At 59.6% G+C, this 22367-nt stretch carries 15 protein-coding genes and 1 pseudogene; 4 read left to right on the top strand and 12 right to left on the bottom strand.

All coding sequences use genetic code 11. The features are described from left to right. Positions 1 to 9: 9 nt before the first annotated feature. The gene (locus ACJ69_RS10790; protein ID WP_054830090.1) at positions 10 to 756 is read left to right on the top strand and encodes a GntR family transcriptional regulator; all 747 of its coding nucleotides are present in this window, start codon (positions 10 to 12) and stop codon (positions 754 to 756) included. On the opposite strand, the gene ACJ69_RS10785 is transcribed toward ACJ69_RS10790, so the two are convergent. From ACJ69_RS10785 to ACJ69_RS10775, 3 genes are read right to left on the bottom strand one after another with little or no spacing between them, the layout of a single operon-like run. Next, positions 730 to 1683, bottom strand: coding sequence for a PfkB family carbohydrate kinase (locus tag ACJ69_RS10785; protein ID WP_054830089.1), 954 nt, complete (start codon positions 1681 to 1683; stop codon positions 730 to 732). The two genes, ACJ69_RS10790 and ACJ69_RS10785, sit on opposite strands and share 27 nt — an antisense overlap. Then, positions 1680 to 2684 carry an ADP-ribosylglycohydrolase family protein gene (locus ACJ69_RS10780; protein ID WP_059347031.1) on the bottom strand — a complete coding sequence of 335 codons (1005 nt, stop codon included), beginning with the start codon at positions 2682 to 2684 and terminating at the stop codon, positions 1680 to 1682. The genes ACJ69_RS10785 and ACJ69_RS10780 overlap by 4 nt, the downstream gene beginning before the upstream one ends. Further along, entirely contained in the window at positions 2681 to 3958 is a 1278-nt protein-coding gene (locus ACJ69_RS10775; protein ID WP_029739882.1) for a nucleoside permease, read from the bottom strand. The genes ACJ69_RS10780 and ACJ69_RS10775 overlap by 4 nt, the downstream gene beginning before the upstream one ends. A 250-nt stretch (positions 3959 to 4208) precedes the next feature. Here ACJ69_RS10775 and fbaB point away from each other — a divergent pair, with 250 nt between their 5' ends. After that, positions 4209 to 5261: a class I fructose-bisphosphate aldolase gene (gene fbaB, locus ACJ69_RS10770; RefSeq protein ID WP_023312424.1), complete on the top strand. Its 1053-nt coding sequence runs from the start codon at positions 4209 to 4211 to the stop codon at positions 5259 to 5261. A gap of 56 nt (positions 5262 to 5317) precedes the next feature. Here fbaB and yegS read toward each other — a convergent pair whose 3' ends face one another. Next, on the bottom strand, positions 5318 to 6217 hold the full coding sequence (gene yegS, locus ACJ69_RS10765; protein WP_058841481.1) for a lipid kinase YegS: 900 nt from the start codon (positions 6215 to 6217) through the stop codon (positions 5318 to 5320). A 141-nt stretch (positions 6218 to 6358) separates the two neighbouring features. Between yegS and ACJ69_RS10760 the strand changes: the two genes are divergently transcribed. Continuing rightward, positions 6359 to 6859, top strand: coding sequence for a 2-thiouracil desulfurase family protein (locus ACJ69_RS10760; protein ID WP_054830088.1), 501 nt, complete (start codon positions 6359 to 6361; stop codon positions 6857 to 6859). Between the two features lie 106 nt (positions 6860 to 6965). Beyond that, positions 6966 to 8086 (top strand): IS3-like element ISSen4 family transposase gene (locus ACJ69_RS10750; RefSeq protein ID WP_087451024.1). Its coding sequence is split into 2 segments (ribosomal slippage): positions 6966 to 7224 and positions 7224 to 8086, totalling 1122 coding nucleotides; the frame shifts between segments, so codons are not numbered across the junction. Between the two features lie 159 nt (positions 8087 to 8245). Here the strand turns inward: ACJ69_RS10750 and trhP are convergent. The 8 genes and pseudogenes from trhP to yegD all read right to left on the bottom strand — a co-directional run bounded on the left by trhP (position 8246) and on the right by yegD (position 22314). After that, positions 8246 to 9607, bottom strand: a complete 1362-nt coding sequence (trhP, locus tag ACJ69_RS10745) for a prephenate-dependent tRNA uridine(34) hydroxylase TrhP (protein WP_023312421.1) — start codon at positions 9605 to 9607, stop codon at positions 8246 to 8248. Positions 9608 to 9812: 205 nt separating this feature from the next. Beyond that, on the bottom strand, positions 9813 to 10535 hold the full coding sequence (baeR, locus tag ACJ69_RS10740; protein WP_029741119.1) for an envelope stress response regulator BaeR: 723 nt from the start codon (positions 10533 to 10535) through the stop codon (positions 9813 to 9815). After that, positions 10532 to 11935: an envelope stress sensor histidine kinase BaeS gene (gene baeS, locus ACJ69_RS10735; RefSeq protein WP_059347030.1), complete on the bottom strand. Its 1404-nt coding sequence runs from the start codon at positions 11933 to 11935 to the stop codon at positions 10532 to 10534. The genes baeR and baeS overlap by 4 nt, the downstream gene beginning before the upstream one ends. Further along, positions 11932 to 13347, bottom strand: coding sequence for an MFS transporter (gene mdtD / locus ACJ69_RS10730; protein ID WP_059347029.1), 1416 nt, complete (start codon positions 13345 to 13347; stop codon positions 11932 to 11934). The genes baeS and mdtD overlap by 4 nt, the downstream gene beginning before the upstream one ends. Then, positions 13348 to 16424 (bottom strand): annotated as a pseudogene (gene mdtC / locus ACJ69_RS10725) (multidrug efflux RND transporter permease subunit MdtC). It abuts the gene before it with no gap. Next, positions 16425 to 19547 (bottom strand): MdtB/MuxB family multidrug efflux RND transporter permease subunit, encoded by a 3123-nt coding sequence (locus ACJ69_RS10720; protein ID WP_059347028.1) that lies wholly within the window; start codon positions 19545 to 19547, stop codon positions 16425 to 16427. Then, positions 19547 to 20749, bottom strand: a complete 1203-nt coding sequence (locus ACJ69_RS10715) for an MdtA/MuxA family multidrug efflux RND transporter periplasmic adaptor subunit (protein ID WP_059347027.1) — start codon at positions 20747 to 20749, stop codon at positions 19547 to 19549. Before ACJ69_RS10715 ends, ACJ69_RS10720 begins: the two co-directional genes overlap by 1 nt. A gap of 212 nt (positions 20750 to 20961) precedes the next feature. Next, a complete protein-coding gene (yegD, locus tag ACJ69_RS10710) occupies positions 20962 to 22314 on the bottom strand; it encodes a molecular chaperone (protein WP_059347026.1) in 1353 nt (450 codons plus the stop codon). Positions 22315 to 22367: the final 53 nt, after the last annotated feature.

Below are 22367 nucleotides of genomic sequence, written 5' to 3'. Positions count from 1 at the left end.
AAAACAGAGATGGAACAAGCGCATACCCGGTTAATCGCTCAACTGAATGAACGGATCGCCGCGCCTGACAACACGCCGCTGTACCTGAAATTTGCCGAAACGGTAAAAAACGCGGTGCGCAGCGGGGTGCTGGAGCACGGGAATATTTTGCCCGGCGAGCGCGATCTGAGCCAGTTAACCGGGGTGTCGCGCATCACCGTGCGAAAGGCGATGCAGGCGCTGGAGGAAGAGGGCGTGGTGACGCGCTCCCGTGGCTATGGCACGCAAATCAACAACATCTTTGAATATTCGCTGAAAGAGGCGCGCGGTTTTTCCCAGCAGGTAGTGCTGCGCGGTCAAAAGCCCAATACGCTGTGGGTCAACAAGCGGGTGGTGAAGTGCCCGGAAGAGGTCGCAAACCACCTGTCTATACCTCCGGACAGTGAGGTCTTTTTGCTCAAGCGCATTCGCTATGTGGATGACGATGCGGTGTCGATTGAAGAGTCCTGGGTGCCGGTTGGCCTCATTCCCGATCCCGATGCGATTGGCATTTCGCTGTACGATTACTTCCGCAGTCAGAATATTTTTCCGCAGCGCACCCGTTCACGGGTTAGCGCCCGAATGCCGGACAGCGAGTTTCAGTCGCACATTAAGATGGACGAAAAAATACCGGTGCTGGTGATCAAGCAGGTTGCGCTTGACCAACAGCACCGGCCGATTGAGTACAGCATCAGCTACTGCCGCAGCGATCTATACGTCTTTGTATGCGAGGAATAATTCGTCGCGAGTCGGGGCGCAGTCCCCGCCGCGGTGGCTGACTACCCAGGACGCCACGGCATTCCCCAGCAGAACGGCATCTGCCAGTGACCATCCCGCCGCCAGCCCGGCAAGCGTGCCGCCCGCGTGGCTGTCGCCAGCGCCAATGGTATCCACAACCGTTGCCGGAAACGCCGGAACAACGCCTGAGGCATTACCGTCATACCACGCGGCGCCGTCTTTATCATGGCGCACAATCAGCGCGGCGCCGAAGCGATGCTGCCACTCCACACCCAGGTTTTCAGCCGCTACACCCAGCCGTTCGGCTGCGATCCCCGCTTCCTGACGATTGAGCGACACGATCGGCCTGCAGGCCATAATCCGCGCCATCAGCGCGTCGGGAATATCCGCGATGCGGGGGCCGAAATCGATAAATGCCGTCACGTCCTGCAACCCCTCCAGCCAGCGTGTCAGCAGCTCGCCGCACGGCGAAGCCAGCTGATAGCCGGATAAATAGACCAGGCTGTTCGACGGGATGTTAAGCACATCAAGCCAGCGCTGCTGCCACTGGTTCTCCACGCCGCTAAAGGACATGAAGGTGCGCTCGCCGTCTGGCTCCACCAGCGCCAGGCACCAGCCGTTATCGCCGGTTTCGGCCGCAATGGCGCTGTGCAGATCCTGCTTCGCCATGGCGTTGCGAATAATATCCGCCCAGACGCCGTGACCGACGGGCAGGGCGTTTTGCGACGCAATGCCGAGCCGTTTCAGGGCGATGGCAATGTTTAGCGCGCAGCCGCCAATATTAACGCCCTGCTGTTTGAGCTCGATATCGCACCCGCGCCAGGGCAGGGCGTAGGCGTCGGCGATGACGTCAATCACCGCCGCGCCCAGCACCGTCACTGGTCGCGCGGCGTGCAGGGTGTCGAGACGTTGGGCAAATGAATTCATACGCCCTCCCTTTGCTCCCGGTAGTGCAGCAGTTTCTCGCAATAGAGGCCGAAATCGAGCCGGTTGACGGCGTCGAGTTCGGCTTTGAGCGTCGGGTCAATCGCCTGCACGCCGTGGAGCGCACCGCAGATGGCCGTCGCCATTGCGCCAATGGTGTCGGTATCGCCGCCCAGATTGGCGCATAAAATGGCGCAGCGGTTTGGATCGGTTTCCGCCAGTTCGACCATCGCAATGGCCGCCGGAACGGACTCAATGGTGCTGGTTCCGGCCCCCACGAGCTGGTACACCTGCTCGCTGGCGGACTCAACCCCGTTGGCTTCCCGCACGGTCTTCAGCGCCAGCTCAATACGTGCTGCGAGCGACGCGCTGAAGGTGGTGGTTTTCGCCTCCTGCGCATAGCGGGCGATACCCGGCAGGGCATCGACGATGTTCTGCCAGCTTTCGCCGTCGACTGCGCGGGAAATCGCCCAGGCAATCACCACCGCGCCGGCAATGGCGAGATCGGATTTATGGGTCGGGCTGGAGGCCAGCGCCACCTGCTCAACAAAGTGTTCCAGACGCGTGGCCGGAAGCAGGCAGCCCAGCGGGGAGGCGCGCATCGCCGCCCCGTTGGTCACGCCGTTGTTTTCCAGTTCGCTCACCGGCTTGCCGTCGCGAATCGCGTTAAGCGCGATTTTGGAGGTCGGGCCGAGCACGTTCTTATTAAACGCATCGAAATCGAGCGCCCAGCGCAGAATATGCTTGCCGATAACGTCCGCGTTAATGTCTCCCTCACACTCGATAATCGCATCCGCCAGGCACAGCGCCATTGAGGTATCGTCAGTGAACTCTGCCTGTTTGAAATAGCAGGCCGCATTATTCTCTGCCGGGCCGGGTAAAAAGCGGTCGATCCAGCCGAAGTGTGCCTTGACGCGCTTTCTCGGCCACAGCTCCGACGGCATGCCCATCGCATCCCCTAACGCCTGCCCGTAAAGAGCACCGAGAACACGTTCTTGTTTCATTTAACTTCCCCTTGTGTCAGCGCGGCATCGCTATCAACCACCTCAATTGCGGCGATCTCTTTATCCGATTCGCGGAAAAACAGCATAAACAGCACGGCAATCACGGCAATCATGATTGCACCAAACGTCCACATTCCGGCCCAGTTGAAGGTCAGCCCATTCACCGGCTCTTTGTATGCGAACATTTTTTCCATCATCACGCCGCCCAGGCGGTAGCCCAGCAGGCTACCAAAGCCCTGACAGCACAGCGTAATCAGGCCCTGCGCGGCGGTGCGCATGTGCACCGGCGCTTTTTTGTCCACGTAAATGTACGCGGTGACGTAATAGAAGTCGTAGCTCACGCCGTGCAGCAGAATGCCGAGGAACAGCAGGGCGTAGGTGAAGTACTGTTCCGCTCCGCCGTAAACGAAGAACCCGTAGCGGATGGCCGCGGTGATCAGACCCAGCAGTAAGACCTTCTTAATACCAAAGCGTTTGGTAAAGAACGGCAGGGCGAGCATAAAGAAGATTTCGGAGAACTGGCCGAGCGTCATCCAGCCGGTGGCGTTTTTCATCCCCACTTCGGTGAGATAGCCGTTGGCGAAGATGTAATAGAAGGCCAGCGGCATGGCGAACAGGAACGAGCAGAAGAAGAACACCAGAAAGTTTCTGTCGCGCAGCAGGATCAGCGCGTCCAGCCCCAGCATCACTTTGAAATCCAGCTTGCCGGTGCTCTTCGGCGGGGTGTTCGGCAGGAACAGGGCAAAGACGCCGAGCAGGGCGGAGCTGGCTGCAGTCATCAGCAGCGGGATATTGGTATCGGAAATATCGCTGTAGCCCAGCAGCTGCGGCAGGAACCCGCACGCCAGCCCGGAGGCGATCCAGCCGATGGTGCCCATCACGCGGATGCGCGGGAAATCGGCCTCGACGTCGTCCACGTTGGCAAAGGCGATACTGTTGGTCAGCGCGATGGTTGGCATATAGGTCAGGGAGTAAACCAGCAGCAGCGGGAAGAAGGTGCTGAACTGGGTTTGCTGTGCGGCGAAGTACATCAGAATGGCTCCGGCGAACATCAGCACTGACAGCACTTTCTGCGCGGCGAAGAAGCGGTCCGTCAGCGAGCCGACCAGAATCGGCGAGAGGATCGCGGCAATGGCGGTACAGGCGTAAGACCAGCCGATTTCCCCGGCGGTAAAACCGCTTTTGCTCAGCCACAGCCACAGCGGCACAAACCACGCGCCCCAGATAAACCATTCAACAAACATCATGAATGACAGTTGGACTTTCGTTTTCATTTTTTAATCCTGCATGTCAGAGAGGGTACGCCTTTAACATACCACTCAATAATACCTTTTAAATACCTTTGTGGCGATTGTTTGATCAATGTAACAGTTTTGTTGTACACGAATCGAGCCAGCAGATTGTGCTGAAAAAAAAAGCAAAGAGTGGAAAATCTGTTAAGTCGGTACCAGGCTTAGTCTGCCCATAAAAGATGGGACTGGATAAACACACACCGACACGATGTCGGACTTACGGGAGTATCACATGACTGATATTGCGCAGTTGCTTGGCAAAGACGCCGACAGCCTTTTACAGCATCGTTGTATGACCATTCCAGCCGACCAGCTGTATCTGCCTGGTCACGACTACGTTGACCGCGTGATGATCGATAACAACCGTCCGCCTGCGGTCCTGCGAAATATGCAGACGCTCTACAACACCGGGCGGCTCGGCGGCACCGGGTATCTCTCTATTCTGCCGGTGGACCAGGGCGTTGAGCACTCGGCGGGCGCCTCTTTCGCGGCGAATCCGCTCTACTTCGATCCGAAGAACATTGTTGAGCTGGCCATTGAAGCGGGCTGTAACTGCGTGGCCTCTACCTACGGCGTGCTGGCCTCGGTTTCGCGTCGCTACGCCCACCGCATTCCGTTTCTTGTGAAGCTGAACCACAACGAAACCCTTAGCTACCCAACCGAATATGACCAGACCCTTTACGCCAGCGTCGAGCAGGCGTTCAACATGGGCGCGGTGGCGGTAGGGGCGACCATCTATTTCGGCTCCGAACAGTCCCGTCGTCAGATTGAAGAGATCTCCGCGGCGTTTGAGCGCGCGCACGAGCTGGGCATGGTCACCGTACTGTGGGCGTATCTGCGCAACAACGCGTTCAAGAAAGACGGCGTGGATTACCACGTGTCGGCCGACCTGACCGGGCAGGCGAACCACCTTGCGGCGACCATCGGCGCAGATATTGTGAAGCAGAAAATGGCCGAGAATAACGGCGGCTATAAAGCGGTGAACTTTGGCTACACCGACGATCGCGTTTACAGCAAGTTGACCAGCGATAACCCGATCGATCTGGTGCGCTACCAGCTGGCGAACTGCTACATGGGCCGCGCGGGGCTGATTAACTCCGGCGGCGCGGCGGGCGGTGATACCGACCTGTCAGACGCGGTGCGTACGGCGGTTATCAACAAACGCGCGGGCGGCATGGGGCTGATCCTTGGCCGTAAGGCGTTTAAGAAATCGATGGCCGACGGCGTGAAGCTGATCAATGCGGTTCAGGACGTCTATCTGGACAGCAAAGTCACGATTGCCTGACGGCTCCATCTCCCTCTCCCTGTGGGAGAGGGCATCATCGCGCACCGTGCGAAACATCAGCGCAAAAGCACGCAGTCCGGCGGCAGCCGACACTGCAGCGCGCCGGGCAACACCTCAATGCGGAACTGCGTCCCGCTCAGCGGCTCTCCGTCGAGGTTAAAGGTCATCCCGTGCGGAGCATTCACTTCAAACCACGCCGATTTCCCGGCGATGATATTTGGACTCTCTTCCGGCTGCGTCAGCGTAGTAAACAGCGCGGGCAGCAGGCCGTCGCCCGTGAAAATACGCAGCTGGAGCTGACCGTCATTAATCAGCGCCTCCGGGCAGAGCTGCTGTCCGCCGCCCGCCTGACGCCCGTTGCCGATGCCAATCACCAGCGCGTCTCCCTGCCACTGAAAATCCTCGCCGCGAATTTCGCAGCGGTCAGGTTTGAGGGTGTCCATGCGCATCAGACCGTGGATCAGGTACGACACGCCGCCCAGCGCCGCCTTCAGCTTTTCCGGCGTTTCGCTGGTGATGCGCGTGCCAAACCCGCCGGTCGCCATATTGATAAAGCAGGTTTTATCATTCACCTGAGCAATATCCACAGCGGTGGCTTTGCCGAGGATCGCCAGCTGGAGCGCCTTCTCTAACTCCTCCGGGATCCCGGCGCTGGTGGCAAAATCATTGGCGGTGCCGAGCGGTAAAATGCCCATCACCGGCCGGTTTGCCGGGGGCAGGTCGATAAGCGCTGACGCAATCTCATTGATGGTGCCATCGCCGCCGCCGGAAATGATGGTGCTGACGCCAAGCCCGAGGGCTTCATTGATATAGCGTGCCGCGTCGCCTTTTTCCCACGTCACCCTGACGTGAATGCGCGCGCCATCTTCACGCAAACCCTGAATTGCCTGACGCAACAGATCGTTGCCTGCGCTTTTGCCATTGAGAATCAATAAACTGTCTGAATAGGTTGCCATCCGCGCTGCTCCCTTTTTTAGCGTTAGTAAGAGTGTATAGCAGAGAGGAAAAAAGCGGGTAAGAACAGGATGAAAGGAACAAAATAGGCACGAAAGCGCGTTACACTTCAGCGATGACGTTAATGTAATCACAGGAAAGTGATGATGAATAAAATTTTGGTAAGCGCTTGCCTGATGGGCTTTAAGGTTCGTTATAACGGAAGTGAAAAAGCGCGAATGAACGAGCAGCTCAAGCGCTGGCAGCAGGAACAGCATCTGGTTATCCACTGCCCTGAACTTGCGGCCGGGCTGCCTGTACCTCGTCCTCCGGCAGAGATTATGTCCGCTGATGGCAAAGACGTAATGCGCGGGCAAGCCAGAATTAGTGAAAATACAGGGCATGATGTGACTGAGCAGTATCAGCTTGCAGCCTGGCTCGCGCTACGCGCTGCTCAGGAGTCGGGGTGTAGCGCAGCGCTATTAACCGATGGCAGCCCAACGTGCGGCAGTCAGTTTATTTATTACGGATCTTTTCGCGGGATCCATAAAGCGGGGAGGGGTGTTGCTGCATCGTTGCTCGCAGAGCATGGGATAGCCGTCTTCTCTGAGGGGCAAATCGACGAACTGATTGCCTGGGTTGAGGAGAGAGAAGGCAAAAAATAAGCCCGCGTAAGGGAGATTACGCAGGCTAAGGAGGTTGACCTGCTCCCCGTTGATTAGTACACCCCGATGTTAGTAATGTCTTCATAAGCCACATGAGGACATCCCCATGAAGAAGCGTTTTTCCGACGAACAGATCATCAGTATTCTCCGCGAAGCCGAAGCTGGGGTACCCGCCCGTGAACTCTGCCGCAAGCATGCCATTTCCGATGCCACGTTTTACACCTGGCGTAAGAAGTATGGCGGTATGGAGGTGCCTGAAGTTAAGCGCCTGAAGTCGCTTGAGGAAGAGAACGCCAGACTCAAGAAGCTGCTTGCCGAAGCCATGCTGGATAAAGAGGCGCTTCAGGTGGCTCTTGGGCGAAAGTACTGACGACAGACCAGAAGCGGGAAGCCGTGATGTTGATGTGTGATGCGACCGGTCTGTCGCAACGTCGTGCCTGCAGGCTTACAGGTTTATCCCTGTCGACCTGCCGCTATGAGGCTCACCGTCCGGCTGCTGATGCGCATTTATCAGGGCGCATCACTGAGCTGGCACTGGAGCGCAGGCGTTTTGGCTACCGTCGTATTTGGCAGTTGCTGCGCCGTGAAGGGCTTCATGTTAATCATAAGCGCGTGTACCGGCTTTATCACCTCAGTGGCCTGGGCGTAAAACGCAGAAGACGTCGTAAAGGGCTGGCAACAGAACGTCTGCCGCTGCTCCGTCCGGCGGCGCCCAATCTGACCTGGTCGATGGATTTCGTCATGGACGCACTTTCCACCGGTCGCAGGATCAAGTGTCTTACCTGCGTCGATGATTTCACAAAGGAATGCCTGACGGTCACTGTTGCCTTTGGGATTTCAGGCGTTCAGGTCACGCGTATTCTGGACAGCATTGCACTGTTTCGAGGCTATCCGGCGACGATAAGAACTGACCAGGGGCCGGAGTTCACTTGCCGTGCACTGGATCAATGGGCCTTTGAGCATGGTGTTGAGTTGCGCTTAATCCAGCCGGGCAAGCCAACGCAGAACGGATTTATTGAGAGCTTTAACGGACGATTTCGCGATGAATGTTTGAATGAGCACTGGTTCAGCGATATCGTTCATGCCAGGAAAATTATTAATGACTGGCGGCAGGATTATAACGAATGCCGCCCGCACTCCACGCTGAATTATCAGACACCGTCTGAATTTGCAGCGGGCTGGAGAAAGGGTCATTCTGAGAATGAAGATTCCGACGTTACTAACTGAGTGTTGTATCTAATCGTGGGGGCAGGTCAAGGTGGTTCCTGGTACAGCTAGCATTTATGGGTTATGTTTTTCAGCGGGGGGATAATACCCGTATTGAACGAAGCGGTATGTGATCCGATTCTAAGAATTATCCCAGCGCGAAAAAATTTCCCTGCTTAACTATTTGCCGTGTGGGTTTCGGGTGCTTTCACCGTTGAAGTTACGCATCAGCAGCGCGAACTTCAGCTCCACCTCTTCCGGAACCGGCAGCCAGACGGTGTGGCCGTCACCCGGCGCCACGTCAATCGCTTCGCCTTTGCCGTTTTCCAGATGCTCCAGCGTGAAGTTCATGTTGCCCTGCGGGGTCATCAGCTCCAGGCTGTCGCCTTTGGTGAACTTGTTTTTCACCGCGACGGCCGCCAGCGCGCCTTTGCGCTCGCCGGTGAAGTCGCCGACAAACTGCTGGCGCTCGGAAACAGAGTAGCCGTGCTCGTAGTTCTGGTAGTCGTCATGGGTATGACGGCGCAGGAAGCCCTCGGTGTAGCCGCGGTGCGCCAGGCCTTCCAGGGTTTCCAGCAGGCTGGTATCGAACGGTTTACCGGCCGCTGCATCGTCGATGGCTTTGCGGTACACCTGCGCGGTACGTGCGCAGTAGTAATAGGATTTGGTGCGGCCTTCGATCTTCAGAGAGTGCACGCCCATCTGGGTCAGACGTTCGACGTGGGCGATGGCGCGCAGATCTTTCGAGTTCATGATGTAGGTGCCGTGCTCGTCCTCAAAGGCGGTCATGTACTCACCCGGACGTTTGGCTTCTTCAATCATAAACACGCTGTCGGTTGGCGCGCCGATGCCCAGCGTAGGTTCGACGTTAGTCACCGGGATCGGCTCGTGCTTGTGCACGATATTACCGACGTCATCCTCTTTGCCTTCCTGGACGTTATATTCCCAGCGGCAGGCGTTGGTGCAGGTGCCCTGGTTCGGGTCGCGCTTGTTGATATAGCCGGAGAGCAGGCAGCGGCCGGAGTAGGCCATGCACAGCGCGCCGTGAACGAAGATTTCGATTTCCATATCCGGCACCTGGGTGCGGATCTCTTCGATCTCTTCAAGAGACAGCTCGCGAGAAAGAATAACGCGGGTCAGCCCCATCTGCTTCCAGAACTTCACCGTCGCCCAGTTGACGGCGTTAGCCTGTACGGAGAGGTGAATATCCATCTCCGGGAAGTTCTCCCGAACCAGCATGATTAAACCCGGGTCCGACATGATCAGCGCGTCCGGCCCCATATCCACCACCGGCTTCAGGTCACGAATGAACGTTTTCAGCTTGGCGTTGTGCGGCGCGATGTTCACGACCACGTAGAATTTTTTGCCCAGGGCATGCGCTTCGTTGATGCCGAGCTGCAGGTTCTCGTGGTTGAATTCGTTGTTACGCACGCGCAGCGAGTAGCGCGGCTGGCCCGCATAAACGGCGTCGGCACCATAGGCGAAAGCGTAACGCATATTTTGCAGCGTTCCCGCCGGGGAAAGGAGTTCCGGTTTAAACATGTTTGTTCTCGTTCTGATGACAGGTCAGATCCGCGTGCACCAGGTGCAGCGGTAAGGGGAGATCCCCCACTTTAAGGGCGGGCATTGTAGCGCTGCGGGGCAGGGAGGTAAAGCTTTGCCCCTCACCCTAACCCTCTCCCCAAAGGGGCGAGGGGACTCAAACACCCTCTCCCCTTTGGGGAGAGGGCAGGGTGAGGGGGGGTATTTACGCAATCCTGCACGCATCCGCTTCCCAGCGATACCCCACGCCATACACCGCGCGAATAAACGACTGCTCGGCGTCCAGCGCCTCCAGCTTGCGGCGCAGGTTTTTAATATGGCTGTCGATGGTGCGGTCGGTCACGACGCGGTAATCGTCATACAGGTGGTTCAGAAGCTGTTCGCGGGAAAAGACTTTTCCCGGCTCGTGGGAGAGGGTTTTCAGCAGGCGGAACTCCGCAGGCGTCAGGTCCAGCAGCTTGCTGCGCCAGCTCGCCTGGAAGCGGCTTTCGTCCACAATCAGCGGGCTTTCGGCGTCCAGCACCTGAAGCTCGCGCTGCGGCCTGCAGCGGCGCAGAATGGTTTTCACGCGGGCGACCACTTCACGCGGGCTGTAGGGTTTGCAGATGTAATCGTCTGCGCCAATTTCGAGCCCCAGCAGGCGGTCAATCTCTTCAATTTTGGCGGTGACCATGACGATCGGCACGTCGGAGAAGCGACGAATTTCCCGGCACAGGGTCAGTCCGTCAACGCCCGGCAGCATTAAATCAAGCAGGATCAGATCCGGTGGGGTCTGGCGCACGTATGCCAGCACTTTATCGCCGTGACTGATCAGCGACGGGGCGTAGCTGGCCGCGCGTAAATAGTCGATCAGCAGCTGCCCAAGCTTGGGTTCGTCTTCCACGATCAAAATGCGCGGCGTGTTTTCGTCAATCGGTAACTCGGTCATACTTCTCTCGATAAATCCCGTTCCAGAGGTAACTCTACTGTAATGCTAACCCCGCCAAAAGGCGAATGGGCGGCGCGGATCGTGCCATTATGCGCCTCGACGATGTTAACGCAAATCGCCAGCCCCAGGCCGGAACCGCCGCTGGCACGGTTGCGGGAGCCTTCGGTACGGTAAAAACGTTCAAACAGTTTTTCCAGCTGCGCGTCCTGCACGCCGGGGGCGGAATCCGCGAAGGTAAGGGTAAAGCGCCCGTTTTCCTGCCTGCCGGAGATGTGCAGCCCGCCGCCGCTGTCGGTGTAGCGCAGGCTGTTTTCCAGCAGGTTATTGAACAGCTGCATCAGCCGGTCCTTGTCGCCGAACACCACCGCGCTGTCCGGCAGGGAGAGGTCGATTTTCAGGTTGCGGCTGGCAAACCGCTCGCGGAAGGCGCCGCTGATCACTTCCAGAATGTTAATCACGTCCACCGGCGCTTTCTGGTAGGCCAGCGCGCCTTCGTCGGACATGGAGAGCTGGTGGAGATCGTCCACCAGCTTGGTGAGCGTACCCACCTCCGCCTGCAGAGAGGCCACCGATTCGGGCGTAAACTGGCGCACGCCGTCCTGAATGGCCTCCAGCTCGCCGCGCAGCACCGCCAGCGGCGTGCGCAGCTCGTGGGAAATATCGGCCATAAAGTCGCGGCGCATCTGCTGGTTCTTCTCCAGCGTGCTGGCGAGCTGGTTAAAATCCTGCGCCAGCTTGCCCAGTTCGTCCTGGCTGCGGGTATCGACGCGGGTGGTGAAATCCCCGGCGGCCAGCTTGTGCGTGCCTTCCACCAGCCGTTTCACCGGGGCGAGCAGGCCGCGCGCCAGCGGGAAGGTGGCGAGCGCGGCGAGCAGGGTAGAGAGGGCGACAATCAGCCAGCTTGTCCGACGCTGCTGGCGGTCAAAGTTGATATCGGTGTTGCGCGTCAGGCGCTCCACCGGAGAGGCGATAACCCAGCCGACTGTCGCATTATTGACTTTGATTGCACGACGGGTGCCGTCCGGTGGTATCGGCGCGCGCGGACCCACCAGCGTGCGCATGTCCTGGTCAATCACCCAGAACTGGGTGCGCCAGCCGTGCGGCGGCATGCCCGGCCCCGGGCGATCGTCACCGGTATCGTGCTCCAGCGAGCGCAGGATCTGGAAAATAAAGCGGTCGTTATTGCGCAGAAAACGCCAGTTGCCGTGCTGGGCGTACTGTTCACTCAGCGCATCGCTTAAGCCCTGTAAACGCTGTTCATTGCCATGCTTGATGTAATCAATAAAACCGCGCTCAAAACTGATCCGCACCGCCCAGTGCATGGTGATCAGCAGGACGATACAGGTGGCAAATATCGCCACGAAGAGCTTGCCGGTAATGCCCGGACGCCAGAATTTCATGAACCACTCCTTTTACCGCGCCTAATCACGGCGTTCTTGCTGGTATCATCCGGCACTCTGGCGAAGATGAAAGCGGGCAGGGCGATGATGACCGCCATGCTGAGATAGGTATACAAAAAGACCTGATGCGCCACCGGCGTGTCGACGCTGAGGTGGTGCTGGCCGTACATGCCGAGCAGTAAACCCGCGATGGTCACCCCGATGCTCATCGAGAGCTGCATGATCATCGACAGCAGGCTGTTGCCGCTGCTTGCCAGATCGTCCGGCAGGTCCTTCAGCGTCAGGGTATTCATCGACGAAAAGCGCATGGAGTTGACGATCCCCTGGCAGAACAGCACCAGCGGCAGAACGTAGTACCAGCCCATCAGCGCCACGCCCATAAACACCAGACTCACCAGCGACAGCCCCAGCGTGGCGGTCACCAGCACGTGACGGTAGCCAAACCGGTTCACCACCTGCACCACGATGCGCTTCATTCCCATGCTGCCGAGCACCATCGGGATCATCATCAGGCCCGCGTGGAACGGAGAAAATCCCATTCCGATTTGCAGGAAAACGGGCGTCATAAACGGCAGCATGCCGCTGCCGACGCGCCCGGCGAAGCTGCCGAACAGGCCAAGGCGGTAGGTAGGGTTTTTAAACAGGTTCAGGCTGAACAGCGCCTTATCGTTACCTCTGGCGTGCCGCAGATACCACAGTATGGCGGTAACGCCGAGCGCGATCAGGAGCCCGAGCGTCAGGGGCGAAATCCCCAGCCCTTTTTGCCCGTCGAGCGCCAGGGTAAGCGTGGCCATGCCCGCCGCCAGCAGGATAAAGCCGAAGAAATCAAAGCGCCGCGTCTGCATTTTATAGTTCGGCATCAGCGTCAGGGTGGCGATGGCGCCGATGATGCCAACAGGAAGATTGATTAAGAAGATCCAGTGCCAGGAGGCGTACTCCACCAGAATACCGCCGAGCGCCGGGCCCAGCAGCGGCCCTACCTGGCCGGGCAGGGTCACAAAGGTCATCGCCGCCATATACTGCTCGCGCGGCACAATCTTCATCACCGTTAGCCGCCCGACGGGAACCATCATCGCCCCGCCGACGCCCTGCAGCACCCGCGCCATCACCAGCTGGTCGAGGGTGTTGGCCTGGGCGCAAAACAGCGAGCCGGTGGTAAACAGCACGATGGCGGTAAAAAAGATATTCCGCACGCCCACTTTGTCCGCCAGCCAGCCGCTGGCAGGCAGCATGACGGCTACCGTCAGCACGTAGGAGACAATCACCATATGCATATGCAGCGGGCTCTCCCCCAGGCTTTTCGCCATGGAGGGGAGAGCGGTGTTGACGATGGTCGTATCCAGCGACTGCATAAAGAAGCCGAAAGCGACTATCCATAGCTGCCAGCGAACGTTAGCGGGGAGATCGGTCATTTACTCGGTCACCGTGGTTCTGTTTTTACGCGAGAAGCGCAGCCGCAGGCGGTCGAAGAACAAATAGACCACCGGCGTGGTGTACAGCGTCAGCAGCTGGCTCATGACCAGGCCGCCGACGATGGTGATCCCCAGCGGCTGGCGCAGCTCTGAGCCGTCTCCGCCCGAGATAACCAGAGGCAGCGCGCCAAACAGCGCCGCCAGGGTGGTCATCATGATCGGACGAAAACGCAGCAGGCAGGCCTGGAAGATCGCCTCTTCCGGCGACAGATTGCCGTTGCGCTGGGCGTCCAGGGCGAAATCGACCATCATGATCGCGTTTTTCTTCACAATACCAATCAATAGCATGATCCCGATGAGCGCGATAAGGCTGAACGGCGCGCCGAACAGCTCCAGCGCCAGCAGCGCCCCCACGCCCGCCGACGGCAGCGTCGAGAGAATGGTCAGCGGGTGAACGTAGCTCTCGTACAGCACGCCCAGCACAATATAAACCGTGGCGATGGCGGCCAGAATCAAAATCACCTGCGAGTTCATCGTCTCCTGGAACACCTGCGCCGTCCCGGCAAAGCTGCCGCGCACGGTGGACGGCACGCCGAGCTGCGTCATCGCGCGGTTGATTGCATCGCTGGCCTCAGAAAGCGACGAACCGGCGGCAGGTTAAAGGAGATGGTCGACGCTGCCGAAAGCCCCTGATGGTTCACCGACAGCGGCGCGTTGGCAGGCTGCCAGCTGGCAAAGTAGGAGAGCGGAATCGCCTTGCCGTCGTTGTTAATCACAAACATTTTGTCCAGGGCGCTGATGTCCTGGGTGTAGCGCGGGTCAACTTCCATCACCACCTTGTACTGGTTCATCGGCTGGTAGATGGTAGAGATCTCGCGCTGGCCGAAGGCGTTGTTCAGCAGGCTGTTGGCGGCTTCAACGTTAATGCCCAGACGCGACATGGTTTCGCGGTCATAGGTCAGGGCCATCTCGGCGCCGTTGTCCTGCTGATCGGAGTTGACGTCCGCCAGCTCCGGCAGGGCAGCCAGCGCCTTGCGGATCTTCGGCTCCCACTCGCGCAGGGCGGCTAAATCGTCCGAGAGCAACGTGTACTGATAGCTGGCGTTCGCCTGACGGCCGCCGACGCGGATATCCTGAACGGCCATCAAAAACAGGTTTGCCCCCGGCTCTTTGGCGAGCTTCACCCGCAGGCGGTCAATCACCTGCTGGGCGGTTTCGTTGCGCTCGCCGCGCGGTTTCAGGGTAATAAACATCATCCCGCTGTTAACGCGTGACCCGCCGGTAAAGCCGGTGACGTTATCCACGGCTTTGTCTTCACGAATGATCTTCATAAAGTCCTGCAGCTTGCCGCGCATCGCCTGGAACGAAATGCTCTGGTCCGCCTGAATTCCCCCCATCAGCACGCCGGTGTCCTGCTCGGGGAAGAAGGTTTTCGGGATGGTGATGTACATCCAGACGTTGAGCACGATGGTGCCGATCAGCACCAGGCCAACCAGCCGGGTATGGTTCAGCACCCACTTCAGCGATTTGCCGTAGCCTTCCTGCATCGCCATCAGGAGGCGGCCAAAGCCTTTGCGGCGCGGCTGCGAATGGGGTTTGCTGCGCTTGAGCATCCAGCCGCACATCATCGGCGTCAGCGTTAGGGAGATAACCAGCGAAATTCCGATAGCGACGGAGAGGGTGACGGCAAACTCGCGCAGCAGCCGGCCCGGCAGCCCGCCCATCAGCAGCAGCGGCAGGAATACCGCCACCAGCGACAGGCTCATGGAGAGCACCGTAAAGCCCACCTCGCGCGTGCCCTGCAGCGCTGCCTGCAGCGGCTTCACGCCCGCTTCCAGGTGGCGGGAAATGTTTTCCAGCACCACGATGGCGTCATCCACCACGAAGCCCGTGGCAATCGTCAGGGCCATCAGCGACAGGTTGTTGAGGCTAAACCCGCACAGGTACATGGCGGCAAAGGTACCGATCAGCGAGACCGGCACGGCCACCGCCGGAATAAGCGTCGCGCGGCCGGATCGCAGGAACAGGAAGACCACCAGGATCACCAGCGCGACGGAGATAATCAGCGTTTGCTCCACCTCTTCAAGCGAGGCGCGAATGGTCGGGGAGCGATCCTGCGCAATTTGCAGATCGATTGCTGCCGGGATGGTCTCCTGCAGGTCCGGAAGACGGGCACGAATGCTGTTCACCGTCTCAATAATGTTCGCTTCCGGCAGCTTGCGGATCATCAGCAGAATGGCCGGTTTAGCGTTGGTCATCCCGGCGTTACGAACGTCCTGCACCGAGTCGGTGACGCTGGCAACGTCGCTCAAGCGCACCGCCGCGCCGTTGTTGTAGTGAATAATGAGCGGCTGATATTCGGCGGCGGTTTTCAGCTCGTCGTTGGTGTGGATCTGCCAGCGGTGGCTACCGTCCTCAATCGCCCCCTGCGGCTTGCGGACGTTAGCCGTGCTGATGGCGGAGCGCACGTCATCCAGCGACACGCCCTGGTTGAACAGCGCCTGCGGGTTTAGGCCTACGCGCACGGCGGGCAGGGAACTTCCGCCAACGCTCACGTCACCGACGCCGTTAATTTGTGAGATTGTCTGCGCCAGCTGGGTAGACGCAAAGTCGTAAAGCTGCCCCTGCGAGTACGTATCCGAGGTCAGCGTCAGGATCATGATCGGCGCATCGGACGGGTTGGCCTTGCGGTAGGTTGGACGGCTCGGCATCCCGCTCGGCAGCAGGCTTTGTGCGGCGTTGATGGCCGCCTGCACGTCGCGCGCCGCACCGTTAATATCCCGGTCGAAGCTGAACTCCAGAATGATGCGCGTGCTGCCGAGCGAGCTGCTGGAGGTCATCTCGTTGACCCCCGCAATCCGCCCAAGGGAACGCTCCAGCGGCGTGGCAACCGACGAGGCCATGGTCTCCGGTGACGCACCCGGCAGCGAGGCGCTGACCATGATCACCGGGAAATCCACCTGCGGCAGCGGCGCTACCGGCAGCAGCCGGAAGCCCAGCACGCCGCAGAGGGTAATGGCGAGCGAGATTAAAATCGTCGCCACCGGGCGATAAATGAAGAGGGCGAAAAACTTCACTTATGCCTCCTCTTCACGTTTCGGGAAGCGGCTTTCGGTCCACAGCGCCAGGCGGTCAAACAGCAGGTAGATCACCGGCGTGGTGAAGAGCGTTAGCACCTGGCTCACCAGCAGACCGCCGACCATGCCGATACCCAGCGGACGGCGCAGCTCCGCGCCGACGCCGGTGCTGAGCATCAGCGGCAGCGCGCCCAGCAGGGCGGCCAGCGTGGTCATCAGGATCGGACGAAAACGCAGCAGACAGGCCTGGAAGATGGCATCGCGCGGCGACATGCCCTGCTCGCGCTCGGCGGCCAGGGCGAAGTCGATCATCATGATGGCGTTTTTCTTGACGATCCCGATAAGCAGGATAATGCCGATGATGGCAATAACGTCCAGCTCGCTGCCCGCCAGCATCAATGCGAGCAGCGCCCCCACGCCCGCCGTCGGCAGGGTAGAGAGGATGGTGATCGGGTGGATAAAGCTTTCGTACAGCACCCCGAGCACGATGTACATTGCCACGACCGCCGCGACGATCAGCCAGATGGTGTTACCCAGCGCGGCCTGAAACGCCAGTGTGCTGCCCTGGAACTGGGTCTGAATATCGGACGGGAAGCTGAGCTCTTTTTCAGCGGCCTGAATGGCCTCCACCGCTTCGCCGAGAGAATAATTGTCCGGCACGTTGAAGGAGATGGTGGTGGACGGGAACTGATCCAGATGGTTAATCGACAGCGGGGTATAGCGTTCTTCCACCGTGGCGATAGCGCTCAGCGGCACAATGCCGCCGTCTTTACCGGTCAGGCGCACCGAGTCCAGCGCGGCGAGGCCGGGCGTGTTCTCCGTGTTGTGCTCCAGCACCACGCGATACTGGTTGGCCTGGGTGTAGATGGTGGAGATCAGGCGCTGGCCGAAGGCGTTGTACAGGGCGTTGTCCACGTCCGACATGGTGATGCCCAGACGGCTGGCGGTATCGCGGTTGACGTTCACGTACGCCGCCAGCCCTTTGTCCTGCCAGTCGCTGCTGACGTCGGCGAGCTGCGGCAGGGTGTTAAGCTTATTTACCAGCTGCGGCACCCAGGTGCTGAGCGCGTCCAGCGAGGTGGCCTGCAGCGTGAACTGGTACTGCGTGCGGCTGACCTGGGTATCAATGGTCAAATCCTGAATCGGCTGCAGGTAAAGCTCAACGCCCGGCACGCGCGCGACGGCGTTTTGCAGACGCTCAATGACGGCGTTGACGCGGTCGTCGCGTTCATCCAGCGGCTTGAGGTTGATCTGCAGACGCGCGCTGTTGAGCGACGGGTTGGTGCCGTCGACGCCCACGTAGGAGGTCAGGCTCTCTACAGCCGGATCCTTCATGACGATCTCTGACACCTGCTGCTGGCGCTGGGCCATGTTCGCGAAGGAGACCGACTGCGGGGCCTGAAGCGTGCCCTGAATAATGCCGTTGTCCTGGATGGGAAAGAAACCTTTCGGAATGAAAATCCACAGCATCACGCTGAGCGCCAGGGTTCCCAGCGCCACGCCGAGCGTGGCCCACGGATGGTTCAGAACTTTCGCCAGCACGCGGCCGTAGGCGGCAATAATGCGCTCGAACATCCGCTCGGAAGCGCGCGAGAAGCGGTTTTGCTTGCGCAGGGACTCGTGGCTCAGCATGCGGGCGCACATCATCGGCGTCAGGGTCAGCGACACCACGGCGGAGATCAAAATGGCGACCGCCAGCGTCACGGCAAACTCGCGGAACAGACGTCCGACGATATCGCCCATAAACAGCAGCGGGATCAGCACCGCAATCAGCGAGAAGGTTAGCGAGATAATGGTAAAGCCGATTTCGCCCGCGCCCTTCAGCGCGGCCGCCAGCGGCTTTTCGCCTTTCTCGATATAGCGCGAAATGTTCTCGATAACGACGATGGCGTCATCCACCACGAACCCGGTGGCGATGGTGAGCGCCATCAGCGTCAGGTTGTTAATCGAAAAATCGAGGAACACCATCACCGCAAAGGTTCCGACCAGCGAGAGCGGCACGGCGACGGCGGGAATAATGGTTGCCGGAACGTTGCGCAGGAACAGATAGATGATCATGACCACCAGCGCAATCGCCAGCATCAGCTCAAACTGGGTGTCGGTGACCGACGCGCGAATGTTCGTGGTACGGTCGGAAAGCACCTTCACGCTGACCGATTTCGGCAGGCTTTCGATCAGCTGCGGCAGCATGGTGCGGATGCTGTCGGCGGTTTCGATGATGTTAGCGCCCGGCTGGCGCTGCACGTTCATCACGATCGCCTGCTGCCTGTTGGCCCAGGCGCCGAGCCAGCTGTTTTCCGCACCTTGCTCCACGGTCGCCACGTCACCCAGACGCACCGGGGCGCCGTTCTGGTAAGCAATAATCAGCTGACGGTATTCATCGGCGGACTGCATCTGATCGTTGGCAGAGAGCGTCACGGCGCGGGTGGGGCCGTCCAGCGAGCCTTTTGCCGAGTTAACGTTGGCGCTGCTGATGGCGGTGCGGATTGTTTCGCTGGTCAGGCCCAGCGCGGCAATCGCCTGCGCGTTAAGCTTCACGCGCACGGCGGGGCGCTGGCCGCCCGCCAGCGTGACGAGGCCGACGCCGGAGACCTGTGAAATTTTCTGCGCCACGCGCGTTTCGACCATGTCTTCGACCTGGGTCATCGGCATGGCGGAGGAGGTGACGGCAAGCGTCATGATTGGCGGATCCGCCGGGTTCACCTTGCTGTAAACCGGCGGGTTAGGCAGGTCGGACGGCAGCAGGTTGGTGGCGGCGTTGATGGCGGCCTGCACCTCCTGCTCAGCGACGTCCAGCGACAGCGTCAGCTGGAACTGCAGCGTCACGACGGATGCCCCGCCGGAACTCTGGGAGGACATCTGTTTTAACCCCGACATCTGGCCGAACTGACGCTCCAGCGGGGCGGTAATGGCGGACGTCACCACGTCCGGGCTGGCGCCTGGATAGAGCGTGACAACCTGAATCGTTGGGTAATCCACCTCCGGCAGCGCCGACACGGGCAGGAAGCGATAGCCGATAATCCCGGCGAGCAGGATCGCCACCATCAGCAGCGTGGTCGCGACAGGACGGAGGATAAACAGGCGTGACGGCCCGCCTGTAGAGCCTGGGGGCATAACCTGCATCAGGATTTCTCTCCCTGTTTCGCAGGTTCAACCACTTCCACTTTGGCCCCTTCGGTCAGACGGTCAATGCCGTCGGTGACCACGCGGTCGCCTGCGGAAAGGCCGGCGGCGATGACCACCGTCTGGCTGTCCTGGATACCGGTTTTCACCAGATGTTTGCTGACCTTATTGTCGCTGTTAAGTACCCAGACGAAGTTACCTTCGTTGCCCATCTGCAGCGCGGCGGTGGGGATCACCACCGCGTTCTCTTCGGTCGCGACCAGCATGCGCGCGTTGACGAACTGGTTCGGGAAGAGGGCATCGTCCTGGTTGTTAAAGCGCGCCTTCAGCTTGATGGTGCCGGTGGTGGTGTCGATCTGGTTATCCAGACTGAGCAGGGAGCCTTCGCTCAGCTTCTGCTTGTTGCTGCGGTCCCAGGCTTCAACCACCAGACCTTTACCTGCTTTTTGCGCCTGCACCACGGTCGCAATGTCGCTTTCCGGCAGGGTAAAGACTAAATCAATCGGGTGGGTCTGGGTGATGACCACGATGCCCGTGGTGTCGCCGCTGGAGATCTGGTTGCCGATATCGACCTGCTTCAGGCCCACGCGCCCGTCAATCGGCGCGGTGATGCGGCTCCAGTCCAGCTGCAGCTGTGCGCTGGCCACGGCGGCCTCGTCGGCTTTGATGGTGCCCTGCGTTTCGCTGACCAGCGACTGCTGGGTATCCAGCTCCTGACGAGACACGAGGTTGGTTTTCACCAGCTGCTGGTAGCGGGCCAGATCGCGGCGGGCGTTGGCGAGGGTGGCTTTGTCTTTCGCGAGCTGCCCCTGCGCCTGGGCGAGGGCGACCTTAAACTGGCTCGGGTCTATTTCGGCCAGCAGATCGCCAGCTTTAACCTGCTGACCTTCCTGGAAGTGAATGGCCTGAAGCTGGCCGTCGACGCGGCTGCGCACCGTCACGGTGTTGGCGGCGGTAATGGTTCCGAGACCGGTAAGATAGCGAGGAACGGCTTTATTGACCGCCGTCGCCGCCTGGACCGGCGCCAGCGCGCCGCCGCGCATGCCGTGACGCCCTCCGCCTGCCGGGCGCTGTGCCTGACTGCTGGTACCTGCGGGAGCGGCGGAGTTCGCGGATTGACTGTGCCAGTACCAGGCGGCGGCAAGGACCACCACAATGATGCCGGCGGCGATTGCCCAGCGGGATTTGTTACTGCCTTTCATCGTTATACGTTCTCATCCTGAAGACTTCGGGGAATGATACTAGTTTAGTCAGCTAACACAGCGGAAAAATGGAGGAAATATGGAAGACTGTCAGGAATGGTCTGAATGGAGGTAAACTTAAAAAGGCAACATCCGTTGCCGTTTTTGGTGTTTTCTCCCTCTCCCTGCGGGAGAGGGCCGGGGTGAGGGCACCAGACCGCACCGCAACAATGCTAGCTAAACATCACCTGCGCCCAGCGCGCCAGACCAGCGGTAACGGAGCCAAAGTCATCCCCACCGGCAATCGGAATGCCCGGCAGCTGTTCCGTCAGCGCTTTTTTGATCAGCGGCGAACGGGCGCTACCCCCGGTCAGGTAGATAACGTCCGGCTTCTCTTTGCCGTTCTCCAGCGCCAGCTGCACCTGCTCCAGAATACGCTGCAGCGGCTGCGCGAGCGCCGTCTCCAGCCCGTCCTGCGAAATCGCGGTGGCCAGATCGTCGCTGATAAACGGCAAGGAGACCGCATGCTCAGCGCGGTCGGAAAGGGCAATTTTGCTCTCTTCGGCAGTGCGCACCACGCGGTAGCTCAGGCGCTGACGCCACACTTTATACAGCAGGGCAACCTTCTCGGCGTCCTGCGCGTCGCGCACCAGATCGTTAAGGAAGCGGCCGTTCGCGGTGCTGTAAAAATCACTTTGCGCAGGCACGTCGTTGATGGCAATCGCGTTCCACCACGGCAGGATCGGCAGGGCGATGCCTTTTTCCGTCTGACCGCCCATGCCGAGCAGCGGCATCAGGCTCTTGAATGCCAGCGCGATATCGAGATCGTTACCGCCTACGCGGCAGCCGCTGTGCCCGAGCAGGCTATTTTCACGATCGCGACGGTTATGCCACTGCGGTCCCATCAGCAGCAGCGAGCAGTCCGTTGTGCCCCCGCCGATATCCACGACTAACACGCGCTTCTCTTCCGCAAGCGTGGCTTCAAAGTCCAGCCCCGCCGCAACCGGCTCGTACTGGAACACCACGTCGCGGAATCCTGCCCGGTGCGCCGCGCGTTCAAGGATCCCCTGCGCCTGCTGGTTAGCCTCGTCGCCGCCCAGCCCCTGGAAGTTGATCGGGCGGCCAATGACCGCCTGGGTAATCGCATCGGAGACCTGCGTCTGCGCCTGATTGCGAATATGCAGCATCATCGCGCACACCAGGTCTTCGAACATCGCCACCTGCTGCGGCTTCAGCCCGCTGGCGCCGAGGAAGGATTTTGGCGACTTAACGAAGTAAACCTCTTCAGGATCTTCAATGTAGTGCCCGAGCGAAGAGAGGCCGAACTGCACGCTGGAGGGCGTAACGTCGATGTCTTCCTCGCGGTTAAAGCTGACTGCCCGGCGCAGCAGCGCCTGGGTCTCCGCCGCCGTGGCCGGAACCTGATGGTGGCGGAACAGCCATTCGCTTACCGCTTCACGCGTCGGCGCGCAGAGCATTGAGGGCAGCAGCGTGCTCTCTTTTTCCATTTTCAGGAGCTGTGGCTGCCCGTTTTGCATAATCGCAACCGAGCAGTTTGCCGTACCGTAGTCGAATCCAATAAACACGATAAATCCCCATGCCAGTGAGAAGGGGCGAGACTTTAACGAAATGTCTTCAT

It is taken from the genome of Enterobacter asburiae (assembly GCF_001521715.1).
GTDB classification, from domain to species: domain Bacteria; phylum Pseudomonadota; class Gammaproteobacteria; order Enterobacterales; family Enterobacteriaceae; genus Enterobacter; species Enterobacter asburiae.
The sequence above is the reverse complement of the archived record's forward strand: the minus strand, read 5'-3'. Positions and strand labels throughout refer to the sequence as shown.